The sequence below is a fragment of the Nocardia sp. PLKS1-43 genome (assembly GCF_059510335.1).
The window spans coordinates 42,914-55,036 of the sequence record NZ_JCAJZQ010000010.1; the positions used below are offsets into that span (position 1 = coordinate 42,914).

Here is a 12,123-nt window from a genome sequence, read left to right on the forward strand (position 1 = left end):
CGGCACTCCGGCACGTATTCCACCCCGGCGTGGCCCACTACACCAACCCCGCCTCGAACTCCGGGTGCACGTGGATCGGGAGCGGTTTGCCCACGGCGGGCAGGGTTGCCAGGCGCGCCCGCACGACCACCTCGGCGACCTCGTGCGGAATCGCGTCGTCCTCTTCGGGCTCCTCCCATTCCACGCCCGCCTCGCGCGCGCCGCGATCGTGCAGCATGCGCGCGTCCAGCGCCGCCTGCACCCGCCAGCGGAACTCGCCCGGAGTCATGGCCTGCTCCTCGGCGGGTTCCTGTTCATCGGTGAGCCGCCGCGACTCGGTCAGCCCCTCGCCGACGAACGGGGCCAAATCGTATGCGGCGCCGCAATTCTCGTCGTCCACGAAGATCAGGAAGCCGTCCGTGCGGCCCGCTCGCGCGAAGCTGCCGAACAGGGTCGCACCCGTGCCCTCCACATCGTCCCAGCGGACGAATTCGCCCGCGGTGAGCGGTTCGTCCAGTTCGGGGACCCAGGCGGGCGGGACGACACCGGCCGCGGCGAGCCGATCGGTGGCCTCGTGGGCGACCGTGCGCGAGGGCTCCCCGGCGAGCGCCGCGACGCAGCGCAGGAAGGCCAACGCACCCGGGGTCGCCATCTCCTCGGCCCGGTCGGCGAACAGCCGCACGAAAACCTCCAGATAGTCCGCGCTTTCCCCGTAACCGACCGAGAGCAGGCCCGCCGCAAGGTACTCCCCGTCCACCGGCTCTTCCACCTGCTCGAATTCGGCTATCCGCGCGACGACCTCGGCCATCATCTCGCCGACGCCGAGATCGTCGGCCTCGACGACCTCCGCGCCGCTCCCGCGCGCCTCTTCTCGCTTGTTCTCCTTGCCTTTACGGCCACGGCTCACCGGACTCATGGATGCCGAGTCTGCCACCTTCTCCCCTCGGCGCACGACCACCCCGCGAAGCGAGTCGGCGCAGGCAGTCGACGCGCACCGCACCACACCGAGGACCATCGGATATTTACTACCGGCCCTTCGGATTCCGCCTCCGGCGGCATAGGCTTGTCACGAACGGCCGACCAGCACGGTGGCCTCCGGAGGGCACCGAGAAATCTCATGACAACGTTGGTTTGGGTCGTCGTCCCCTACCTCGCCTTCGCCTCCTTCGGCCTGGGCCACTGGTGGCGCTGGCGGCGTGATCGATTCCGGTCCGGCGTCTTCGGGGGCCGGACCGACGTGTCGCGGACCGGTCTGTGGTTGTTCCGCGTCGGCATCCTGGTCGTGCTGATCCCGCGAATCGGCCAAATAGTGCTCAGCCGTGTGCATTCCGGATCGACCGTCAGCATCGCCCAGGTCGTCTTCGTCAGCGAGGTAGTCGCCGCGCCCATCGCCCTGACCGGCGCGGTCCTGCTGTTGCTGCCCACCATGGTGGCCGGCTCGACCCGGCCGGTCACCGTCGTCGACCGCATCACCCTGCCGATCCTGACCGTGGCGATCCTGTCGGGCGTCCTGGTGATCTTCGACCCGAAGACCACGGGCTCGCACGACACGGCCGCGCGCACGCTCTTCGTCTGGTTTCCCTCGCTGTTCAGCCTCGATCCGCAGCCCGCGGTGATGACCCGCGCCCCGCTGCTCTACCAGTTCCGGGCCCTCACGGTCGTCTCGGCCATAGCCCTGTGGCCGTACACCCGGCTCGCCGGCCTGTTCCTGTGCCCCATCGAACGCACTGTGCGCCGATTGATCACCGCAGTCGGATCGGCTGCCCGCCAGACGGATTGAACCGGCACATATCCGGACCTCTGCCCGGCGTGATGCCATGCCGGCGAGCCGGGCCGACGCAACGCATATCGGGTCACATCACGCCGACAACAGCCTCCGGATGGCCCCCCGGAGTCCGGCCACCAGTCTGCCGGGTCGGCGCTGTCTTCACCGCGGTCCGGTTCCCGGCCGGGTGCACCGCCCACCGAGTCTCATACCAGATCTCGCCCGCGGGTTCACCGTTGAGATTCCAGCTCCACGCCACCAGTGGATTCGGCGCGAAGCGCTGGCCGGGCGCTGACGGATTCCCGTGCACGCCAGGCGATTCCGACCGAGTGCGCCCGGCGCACCGTCCTGCGCCGGAGGCGGAACGGAACCTGCCGACCGCCTGCGACCTCGGCACCGCCGAAGTTGCCGTGAGTACTGCCCGTACGTAATAGCAAGTGCGCGAATGGCTTTCACTCGACGCACCGGGCGCATCGGCGGTGTCGGCCGGCCGGGCGCGGCGTGACCCTATTCGCCGCAGCAGCCGTGCGCGCCGGGAACCGTGCGCATCTCCCGGGTCTGTGCGTTGCGAACGGCCAGATCCTCGTCGGCGGGGTAATCGACGGCGATGAGACTCAGACCGTGTGCGGGGGCGACGGTGACGGCACTGGAGCGAGTGCGTTCGGACAGGAGGGAGGCCGGCCAGTCCGGAGTGCGGCGGCCCTCGCCCACCCCGAGAACGCCGCCGACCAGGCTGCGGACCATGGACCAGCAGAAGGCGTCGGCGCTGACGTGCGCGAACAACAGGTCGCCGGTCCGGTCCCAGTCGAAACGCTGCAGTTCGCGAACGGTGGTCGCCCCCTCCCGGCGGCGGCAGAACGCGGCGAAATCGTTCAGGCCCAACAACTTTCGCGACGCCTCGCGCATCGCGTCCAGATCCACCGGACGGCACGGCACCACACTGCGGGCCTGCAGCGGGGACGCACCGTAGGGCGCGGTGGTCAGCCGATAGATGTAGTGCCGCCGGATCGCCGAGAAGCGGGCGTCGAATTCGGCCGGGGCAGGCCGGATTCCGGTGACGCGCACGTCCTTCGGCAGGAATCGCGCGAGCCGGTGCAGCAATTTGCCCACGTCGAATTCGGCGGTGGTATCGAAATGCGCCACCTGCCCCTCGGCGTGCACCCCGGCGTCGGTGCGGCCCGCGACAGTCAGCTGGATCGGCTCCCGCAGCACTTTGCCCAGCGACTCCTCGAGTACGCCCTGCACGGTGCGCAGCCCCGGCTGACGCGCCCAGCCGGTGAAATCGGTGCCGTCATAGGACAGATCCAGCCGTACCCGAATCGCAACGCTTCCCCGGGGCGAATCGGACATGGTCACAGCGAACTCCCGGTTAACGTGATGTCCTCCCCCTGTGGGGAGAAACTCCTGATCATCGCTGGTCAGAAGTTCTGCTACCAAAGATAATGACGAGTAAGCCCGCCGACCCGGAGGGGACGGCGGGCTTACTCATGCGTTCAGAGCTCTTACTCGCTCTTCTCGGCGTCCGCGGCAGCCTCGGCGGGCTCGGCCGCAGCGGCCTCGTCGGCCGGAGCCTCGGTCTCGGCAGCCGCCTCGGCCTTGGGGGCCTCCTCGGTCTTCGCCTTCTGCGACGCGGCGACCCGGCGGGCACGATCGGCCTCGTTGGTCACGGTCTTCTCGCGGATCAGCTCGATGATCGCCATCGGCGCGTTGTCACCCTTGCGGGGGACGGTCTTGATGATCCGGGTGTAGCCACCCTCGCGGCCCTCGAACGACGGTCCGATGGTCGCGAAGAGCTCGTGCACGACATCCTTGTTGCGGATGACCTTGAGCACCTCGCGGCGGTCGGCCAGCGAGCCGGCCTTGGCCTTGGTGACGAGCTTCTCGGCGTACGGGCGCAGCGCCTTGGCCTTGGCCTCGGTGGTCGTGATCCGACCGTGCTCGAAGAGCGCCTGCGCCAGATTGGCGAAGATCGCCTTCTGGTGCGACGCCGACCCGCCGAAGCGAGCACCCTTCTTGGGCTTGGGCATTGGTGTTCTCCTTTGGGAAGGCCCCGGGGACTGCTGCCCCGTACGGCCTAGAGCTGTTCGGTTTCGGCGTAGTCCTGCTCGCCGTTGTCGGTGTCGCTGAACGTGCCGCTGTCGCTCCAGGTGCCCGTGGCGGCGTCGTAGCCGACGACGCTGGAAGGATCGAAGGAGGCCGGGCTGTCCTTGAGCGACAGACCCAGCGAGTGCAGCTTGACCTTCACCTCGTCGATGGACTTCTGCCCGAAGTTGCGGATGTCCAGCAGGTCCGACTCGGTGCGCGCGACCAGCTCACCCACGGTGTGCACACCCTCGCGCTTGAGGCAGTTGTACGACCGCACGGTCAGGTCCAGGTCCTCGATCGGCAGCGCGAACGAGGCGATGTGATCCGCCTCGGCCGGGCTGGGCCCGATCTCGATGCCCTCGGCCTCGACGTTCAATTCCCGTGCGAGACCGAACAATTCGACCAGGGTCTTACCGGCAGAGGCCAGCGCATCCCGCGGGGAGATCGAGTTCTTGGTCTCGACGTCCAGGATGAGCCGGTCGAAGTCGGTACGCTGCTCGACACGGGTCGCCTCGACCTTGTAGGTCACCTTCAGCACCGGAGAGTAGATCGAGTCGACCGGAATCCGGCCGATCTCCGCACCCGACGCCTTGTTCTGCACGGCCGGGACGTAACCGCGACCGCGCTCGACCACGAGCTCGATCTCCAGCTTGCCCTTGTCGTTCAGGGTGGCGATGTGCATATCCGGGTTGTGCACGGTCACGCCCGCCGGGGGAACGATGTCACCGGCGATGACCGCGCCGGGGCCCGACTTGCGCACGTACATGGTGACCGGCTCGTCCTCCTCGGACGACACGACCAGGCCCTTGAGGTTCAGGATGATGTCGGTGACATCCTCCTTCACGCCCGGGACGGTGGTGAACTCGTGCAGCACGCCGTCGATGCGGATGCTCGTGACAGCAGCACCCGGGATGCTCGACAGCAGCGTGCGGCGCAGCGAGTTGCCGAGGGTGTAACCGAAGCCCGGCTCGAGCGGTTCAATGGTGAACTTCGAGCGGTTCTCGGCGATAACCTCTTCGGTCAGCGTCGGTCGCTGTGAAATCAGCATTTTCTTCCTCCTTCTGGACGCCCGCTATTTGACGTCCACGACTGGAATGTGTGGAACCACCCACGGGCGGTTCCACCAGCGGCGCGGTAACGCCTTGTTACTTCGAGTAGTACTCGACGATGAGCTGTTCGTTCAGCGGCACATCGATCTGCGCACGCTCGGGCAGCTGGTGCACCAGGATCCGCAGCCGGTTCGGCACCACCTGCAGCCAGCCCGCGCTCGGACGGTCGCCGATGGTCTCGCGCGCCACCTGGAACGGCAGTGTCGGCAGCGACTTCTCCTTGACATCGATGATGTCGTACTGGCTCACCTGGAAGCTGGGAACGTCGACCTTCTTGCCGTTCACCAGGAAGTGGCCGTGCGAGACGAGCTGCCGGGCCTGCCGACGGGTGCGGGCCAGACCGGCGCGGTACACGACGTTGTCCAGACGCGACTCCAGCAGGCGCAGCAGGTTGTCACCCGTCTTGCCCTTCTGGCGGTTCGCCTCTTCGTAGTACCGGCGGAACTGCTTCTCCATGACGCCGTAGGAGAAGCGCGCCTTCTGCTTCTCCTGCAGCTGCATCAGGTACTCGGACTCCTTGATCCGCGCGCGGCCGTGCTGGCCGGGCGGGTAAGGACGACGCTCGAACGCCTGGTCGCCTCCGACGAGGTCGACGCGCAGACGACGCGACTTGCGGGTGATGGGGCCTGTATAACGAGCCATTTTTCGCTACTTCCTTTCCCGCTAGACGCGACGCCGCTTGGGCGGACGGCAGCCGTTGTGCGGCTGCGGGGTGACGTCGGAGATCGTGCCCACCTCGAGGCCGGCGGCCTGCAGCGAGCGGATCGCGGTCTCACGGCCCGAACCCGGACCCTTGACGAACACGTCGACCTTCTTGACGCCGTTCTCCTGCGCCTTGCGGGCGGCGTTCTCGGCGGCGAGCTGCGCGGCGAACGGGGTCGACTTGCGCGAACCCTTGAAGCCGACGTGGCCCGAGGACGCCCACGAGATGACGTTGCCCTCGGGGTCGGTGATCGAGACGATCGTGTTGTTGAACGTGGACTTGATGTGCGCGTGGCCGTGCGGGACGTTCTTCTTGTCCCTGCGCCGCGACTTCTGGGTCTTCTTGGGGCCGGAGGTCCGGCTCTTCGGAGGCATCGGTTGTTATCCCCTACTTCTTCTTGCCGGCGACGGTCTTCTTCGGACCCTTGCGCGTGCGCGCATTGGTCTTGGTCCGCTGACCGCGCACCGGAAGGTGGCGACGGTGGCGGATGCCCTGGTAGCAGCCGATCTCGATCTTGCGGCGGATGTCGGCCTGCACCTCGCGGCGCAGGTCACCCTCGACCTTGAGGTCCGACGCCTCGATGTAATCGCGCAACCGGGTGACGTCGTCGTCGGAGAGGTCCTTCGAACGCAGGTCGGGGCTGACGCCCGTGGCCGCGAGGATCTCCTTGGAACGGGTACGACCGATACCGAAAATGTAGGTCAGTGCGATCTCCATGCGCTTCTCGCGCGGGAGGTCGACGCCCATCAGACGTGCCATATGGCATTTCCTTCATGTTGCGGAGGTCTGCTCCCTGGCCGTCCCCTCGTCTGGGGCCCCGGCCTCCGTTCCGGGGGTGGTTCCGGCATCCGCCCGCCTCGTCCCTGGGGACTTCGCGGGCTCGCCGATGCCGTGTGGCGCTGGGAGTTCTTCTTCTCTGCCAATCCGAACCGCGTTCGGTGCTTGGCTGGTGTGCGAGCCGGGGTCGCCCCCGACGGGACTAGCCCTGGCGCTGCTTGTGCCGCAGGTTGTCGCAGATCACCATGACCCGGCCGTTACGGCGGATCACCTTGCACTTCTCGCAGATCTTCTTGACGCTCGGGTTGACCTTCACGTCATTCCAATCTTGTCGGTGTTCACCGGCTGTGAACACAGGTGTTCCCCGACCGGTTCGGCCGGGGAAATCTATGGGGTGATCGCCAGGGCGATCACTTGTAGCGGTAGACGATGCGACCGCGGGTCAGGTCGTACGGCGAAAGTTCCACGACCACGCGATCCTCGGGGAGGATGCGGATGTAGTGCTGCCGCATCTTACCGCTGATGTGGGCGAGAACCTTGTGGCCATTCTCCAGCTCGATCCGGAACATCGCGTTGGGCAACGGCTCGATGACCCGGCCCTCGACCTCGATGGCCCCTTCCTTCTTCGCCATATCCTCCGCGATCCCGTTTGCGCTGAGACCCTGGCTGGTCACAGCTCGTCAGCGGATTTCTCCGCCCTCACCGTCTGTTTTCCGGCCGACTCTCGTGCACTTTCACCGGCCGGGTGCCATACTCACCGGACAGCAACACGCGAACATGAACCGACCGGCGGATAGGTGCACCGCCGACCAAGCTTACCTGTGCGTACTTCCCGCACCAAACCCGGCTGTGTTTTTCGGCCTCCGCTTCGCTGCTGGATTTTTGGCCTCCGCTTCGCTCCGGCGGGTTTTCGGCGCTTTGAGGCTCGTCGTTCAGCCCTCGAGACTCGGCCTTCGGCCATGTGCTTCGAGGGCTGAACGACGAGCCCGCGCCGAAAACCTTTCGGGCTGGCGTTGCTGAACCTATCGCTTCGCGGGCGACTCCCAGCCATACAGAGACGCTTCGCCGCTGGGCGCGTTGGTCATCGCCTCACCTCGCTTCGCTTCGGTGGAGGTTCGGTGTGTGATCTGCGCCGGAACCCTTTTGGGGTTGGTGTTGTGGAGCCTTTCGACTACCGGCGGATGGAGACGCTTCGCCGCTGGGGCGTCGGGGATCGCCTCGCCTCGCCTCGCTTCGGGCTCAGGCCAGTGGGCCGCGGCCGGTGCGCGGGCCCCAGACGGTGATCAGGGCGAACATGATCAGCAGGGCCGCGGTGATGATGGTGAAGACGGTGCCGGGGCCTCGGCTGTCCAGGAGCGGGAGCAGCAGGAACGGCTGGATCGCGGTGCTGAGTTTGGACAGCGAATAGGTCGTGCCCGAGGCGGTGCCGCGGACGCTGGTGGGGAACGACTCGGGCAGGTAGGTGTGGATCGCGTCGGAGAACACGTTGCTCGCCAGGGTGAACAGCGCGCCGGAGATCAGGATCAGCGGCACGCTCACCGCGAAGCCGAAGACGAGCCCGAAGACCGCCATCGCGGCGGTGGAGGCCAGCACCAGATATTTGCGTTCCATCCGCTCGATCAGGGGGATCGCCAGCATCGAGCCGATCGGGTAGCCGAGATAGGTGATCGCCAGGTACCCCAGCGAGTTGACGACGGTGAAACCCTTGTGCTGCAACACCAGAACGGCCAGGGTGCCGAAGCCGTAATACCCGAAGACCTGCAGGATCATCGCCGCCGAGAACAGCAGGGTGCGGGTGCGCAGCGGTGCGGCGAGGATCTCGACGAAGCGGGTGCGTTCGGCGGTGCGCTGCCGATGCTGTTCCCAGCGTGGCGATTCCGGCATGAACCGGCGGGCGAAGAACACCAGCGCCGCGCCGAGTCCGCCGACCACGAACAACCAGCGCCAGCCGTCCAGGCCCAGCGGTTTCAGCGGAACCAGCCAGCGCGCCAGGAATCCCACCACCGGAACGGCGCAGAATCCGATCGTGTAGGCGATGGAGATCATCCGGCCGCGCACCTGCGGCGGCATCACCTCGGACAGATAGGTGTCCGCGAGGGTCATCTCCGCGCCGATGCCGAGGCCGGCCAGCACCCGGGTGACCATCAGGAACCACACGTTCGGGCTGAACGCGCCCAGCAGTGTGAACCCCGCGTAGAGGCCGATATTGATCATGAACATCCGGCGGCGGCCGAACAGGTCCGACAATCGGCCCAGCACCAGCGCGCCGAGGAACTGGCCGGCGAACGCCGAGGCCAGGATGCCGCTGAGCTGGTACGTGGACAGATGTAACTGCTCTTTGAAGACGCCCGCGATCGTCCCGGCCAGGAACAGCTCGTACAGATCGAAGAACAGGCCCATCCCGACCAGGGCGACGAGCTTGCGATGTATGGGCCGAACCGGGAGCCGGTCCAAGCGCGCGGCGTCCTCGTGATCCACCGAAAGTGCCATGCCGCCCTGCTCCCGAACTCGCGCAACGCCCGACGACAGCGCCCGCCGAGCCCGGCCGAGACTACACCGCGCACACCTCGCGCACCCGCCCCACATGATGGAGCAGCGGATCACTCGCCATCGGTTGTGCTCGCGTAAACTGCGGACAGTTCAGGTAATCGGCCGAGTAGATCCCAGGGGGATACCAGTGAGCGAGCGCAGCGACTACGTCGGCGACGCAGCGCACGCGGCCACGGCGAACACCGACGGGGTGGCGCTGTGAGCAACAACGAACTTCCCATGCTGCCGCCGTGGCTGTCGGAGAGCGAGGACACCCGGTCCGGCTACGAGGCGCCGGTGCAGAACCTGCCGCAGCGAGATCTGATCTCGGAGAAGGCATCCAAGCGCCCCCGGTTCGGCCGCAAGACCGACAACGAGCGTCCCGACCCCGCACTCAAAGGCCGTAAGAAGAAGAATAAATCCAAATCCGAGGATGCGCCCGAGCAGCGGCCGTGGGGTGAGCCACAGTCCGAGTCGCAGGCGTGGGGCGAGCCGCAGCACAGCGCCGTCGCGCAGTCCCAGCCGCCGAACGAGACCGCGGCACCGGTCGATCCGCGTCGGTTCGCGCCGAACACCCAGCGGCCCGATGGCGATTTCCAGCCCGAGAATCCGCAGCTGGGCGGATACCCGCGGCCCGAGAACGGTTTCGGCCCCGGCCCGCAGCCGAATACCGGCCCGCAGCAGCTGGGCCAGGGCTTCCCGGGCCCGGATCAGCGCGGCCCAGGGCCGATGCCGCAGAGCGAATTCGTTCAGCCGCAACAGAATCAGCCGCACGCTCCGATCGCTCCGCTGCCGCCGCAGCAGCTTCCGCCGCGGCCGTCCGACGCGATCCCGCAGCTGCCCCCGGCCCAGCCGGATCTGCCGCCCGCCAACCGCCCGCCGCTGCCCGATGCGCCGCAAGCCTATTCGCCGCCCGCGCCGCCGGAGTCCGGCGACGCGAGTGAGATGACCGTGCGGGTCGATGGCAGGCCGGATCTGCCGCCTCCCCCGCAGCAGACGCCGCAACGACCGCCGCTGCCCGAACCGCCTGGGACGAAAGAGGATTCCCCGGCGCCCGACGACAGCAGGGGCGCCCCCGCATGGGCGAGCGGCCTGGACTCGCCCGCGCCGCAAGAGGTTTCCGGTCCGTCCGATGCCGAGGCGCCGCGGCGGCTACCCGAAACTCCCACCCCGCAACCGAATACGCCCGCCCCCGAGGAGCCCGCGCGGCCGCCTTTCGCTCCCGAGCGCGGCGTCGGCCCCGACAGCGGCCGGCACCAGGCATTCGACGCGCCCGGGCCCACCCACCCGGGTCCGGAGGCCGACCGGACCGTGGTCGCCGGACGCCCGGATGAGCAGTACTCCCGGACCCCGTATCCGCCTGCCGCCCAAGGATTTTCCGGTGATCGTCCGCCGTCCGGCGACTTTCGGCAGGTCCCCCCGCCGGACGTGCCCGATGTCGCCGCACCGCAGCCGCCGGTCGCGCCGCCGAACGGGCAGTACCCGCCGCAGGCGCCGGGACCGGTCCAGGGCGATCCGCGTTTCGGGGCCCCGCCGCAACCGCCGGTTCAGGGCAGCCAGTGGCAGTCCCCGGCTCCGCCGCACGGTGGACCGGGTTATCCGCAGCAGTACCAGCAGGGCCAGTACCAACAGGGCCAACACCAGCAGCAGCCGCCGCAATATCCGCAGCAGTTCCCGCCCGGACAGCAACCCTCACTGGACGACGTCCCGGTGCGCAGGGCCAAGAAGGCTCCCGGCACCGGATGGCGGCGCACGGTGCACCACATCTCCGGCGGCGCGATCAATCCCGGCATGTCGGCCGAGGAGCGGCGGTTGCAGGAGCTGGTCGCCCGTATCCGGCAGCCGGTCCGGGGTGACTACCGCATCGCGGTGCTCTCGCTCAAGGGCGGCGTCGGCAAGACCACCACGACGATGGGCATCGGCTCGATCTTCTCCTCCATCCGCGGCGACCGGGTCATCGCGGTGGACGCCAACCCGGACTTCGGCACGTTGTCCCAGCGGGTGCAGTTGCAGACCCGTTCCACGGTGCGCGATCTGCTGCTGGATCCGTCGATCAACTCCTACTCCGACGTCCGGCGGCACACCTCCCAGGGCACCAGCCGCCTGGAAGTGCTTGCCAGCGAACGAGATCCGGCTGCCTCGGAGTCCTTCAGCGAGGACGAGTACCGCCAGGTCGCACGCATCCTGCAGCGGTTCTACAACATCATCCTCACCGACTGCGGCACCGGTTTGATGCATTCCGCGATGGCCGGTGTGCTCGAGCTGGCCCACTCGCTGGTGCTGATCTCGTCCTCGGCGATCGACGGCGCCCGCAGCGCCGCGGCGACGCTGGACTGGTTGTCCCTGCACGGCCACGACCACCTGGTGCGCAACGCCGTCGTGGTGATCAACCTGCCCCGCCCCGGCTCCCCCAATGTCGGCATCCAGCAGCTGCGCGAGTACTTCCTGTCCCGCTGCCGCGCCGTCCACGTCATCCCGTACGACGCCCACCTGTCCGAGGGCGCCGAAATCGAATTGGCCCGCCTGCACAAAACCACCAAGCGCGCACTGGTCGAACTGGCCGCCACCGTCGCCGACGATTTCGCCACCGACCACCACCGCTTCAGCTACTGACCGTTCGACCCCAACCGTTCGCGTGCCTGCTTCGACTCGGAAGCGGGCGCGTGTTCCCGGGGCCCCGCGACGGTCCGATCGCGAACATCTGGAGACAGCCATGGCCCACACAGACGCCCCTGGCACGCTGGTACGGCGAATGCTGGAGTGCTTCAACACCCGCCGATTCGACAGCGCCGACGAGCTGATGGCCCCGGATTTCTACAGTCACCCCCTCGGCGCCACCGGATTCGAAGCCGGAAAGAACGCCTGGCGCAGCCTGGTGGCCCAATTTCCCGACATCCGGATCGTCCTCGAGGACATCCTCGTCGATGGCGAGAAGGTCGCCGTTCGATCCTCGGTCGAAGGAATTCCGATCCCGGAGGACGGGCCCCGGCCGATGCTGATCGAGATCTTCCGCATCGCCGACGGCCGGATCGCCGAGAACTGGGCCGTCGGACAGGGATTGCCGTACAGCTCGAAAACGCTGTAGGACAGGGGTGTCCGCGAGCCGGCCTGGCACGGACGCGGTGATCGCCCGCCATATGGCGGGTATTTTCCGTCGCTTGGCTGTACCGCTCGTG

The 12,123-nt window shown here is 67.6% G+C and carries 13 protein-coding genes; 3 read left to right on the forward strand and 10 right to left on the reverse strand.

The features are described 5' to 3' along the window. Positions 1-37 precede the first annotated feature (37 nt). A complete protein-coding gene (locus AC5WS7_RS29145) occupies positions 38-895 on the reverse strand; it encodes a hypothetical protein (RefSeq protein WP_495957809.1) in 858 nt (285 codons plus the stop codon). Between the two features lie 201 nt (positions 896-1,096). On the opposite strand from AC5WS7_RS29145, the gene AC5WS7_RS29150 reads away from it, so the two are divergent. After that, positions 1,097-1,759: a respiratory nitrate reductase subunit gamma gene (locus AC5WS7_RS29150; RefSeq protein WP_495957810.1), complete on the forward strand. Its 663-nt coding sequence runs from the start codon at positions 1,097-1,099 to the stop codon at positions 1,757-1,759. Positions 1,760-2,251: 492 nt separating this feature from the next. On the opposite strand, the gene truA is transcribed toward AC5WS7_RS29150, so the two are convergent. The 9 genes from truA to AC5WS7_RS29195 all read right to left on the reverse strand — a co-directional run bounded on the left by truA (position 2,252) and on the right by AC5WS7_RS29195 (position 8,908). Beyond that, positions 2,252-3,094: a tRNA pseudouridine(38-40) synthase TruA gene (truA, locus tag AC5WS7_RS29155; RefSeq protein WP_495957811.1), complete on the reverse strand. Its 843-nt coding sequence runs from the start codon at positions 3,092-3,094 to the stop codon at positions 2,252-2,254. Positions 3,095-3,246: 152 nt separating this feature from the next. Continuing rightward, on the reverse strand, positions 3,247-3,771 hold the full coding sequence (gene rplQ, locus AC5WS7_RS29160) for a 50S ribosomal protein L17 (RefSeq protein ID WP_495957812.1): 525 nt from the start codon (positions 3,769-3,771) through the stop codon (positions 3,247-3,249). Positions 3,772-3,818: 47 nt separating this feature from the next. Beyond that, a complete protein-coding gene (locus AC5WS7_RS29165) occupies positions 3,819-4,877 on the reverse strand; it encodes a DNA-directed RNA polymerase subunit alpha (protein WP_040818611.1) in 1,059 nt (352 codons plus the stop codon). A gap of 97 nt (positions 4,878-4,974) precedes the next feature. Continuing rightward, positions 4,975-5,580 (reverse strand): 30S ribosomal protein S4, encoded by a 606-nt coding sequence (rpsD, locus tag AC5WS7_RS29170; protein WP_495957813.1) that lies wholly within the window; start codon positions 5,578-5,580, stop codon positions 4,975-4,977. 21 nt (positions 5,581-5,601) lie between these two features. Beyond that, positions 5,602-6,015, reverse strand: a complete 414-nt coding sequence (rpsK, locus tag AC5WS7_RS29175) for a 30S ribosomal protein S11 (RefSeq protein WP_040818607.1) — start codon at positions 6,013-6,015, stop codon at positions 5,602-5,604. Between the two features lie 13 nt (positions 6,016-6,028). After that, positions 6,029-6,400, reverse strand: coding sequence for a 30S ribosomal protein S13 (gene rpsM, locus AC5WS7_RS29180; RefSeq protein WP_067895101.1), 372 nt, complete (start codon positions 6,398-6,400; stop codon positions 6,029-6,031). A 220-nt stretch (positions 6,401-6,620) separates the two neighbouring features. Beyond that, positions 6,621-6,734 (reverse strand): 50S ribosomal protein L36, encoded by a 114-nt coding sequence (rpmJ, locus tag AC5WS7_RS29185; RefSeq protein WP_040818798.1) that lies wholly within the window; start codon positions 6,732-6,734, stop codon positions 6,621-6,623. A 94-nt stretch (positions 6,735-6,828) separates the two neighbouring features. Beyond that, entirely contained in the window at positions 6,829-7,050 is a 222-nt protein-coding gene (gene infA, locus AC5WS7_RS29190) for a translation initiation factor IF-1 (RefSeq protein WP_040804562.1), read from the reverse strand. Between the two features lie 607 nt (positions 7,051-7,657). Further along, on the reverse strand, positions 7,658-8,908 hold the full coding sequence (locus tag AC5WS7_RS29195; protein ID WP_495957814.1) for an MFS transporter: 1,251 nt from the start codon (positions 8,906-8,908) through the stop codon (positions 7,658-7,660). Positions 8,909-9,166: 258 nt separating this feature from the next. Between AC5WS7_RS29195 and AC5WS7_RS29200 the strand changes: the two genes are divergently transcribed. Next, complete coding sequence (locus AC5WS7_RS29200) at positions 9,167-11,560, forward strand: MinD/ParA family ATP-binding protein (RefSeq protein ID WP_495957815.1); 2,394 nt, start codon at positions 9,167-9,169, stop codon at positions 11,558-11,560. A gap of 100 nt (positions 11,561-11,660) precedes the next feature. Beyond that, positions 11,661-12,032, forward strand: a complete 372-nt coding sequence (locus tag AC5WS7_RS29205) for an ester cyclase (protein ID WP_495957816.1) — start codon at positions 11,661-11,663, stop codon at positions 12,030-12,032. Positions 12,033-12,123 lie beyond the last annotated feature (91 nt).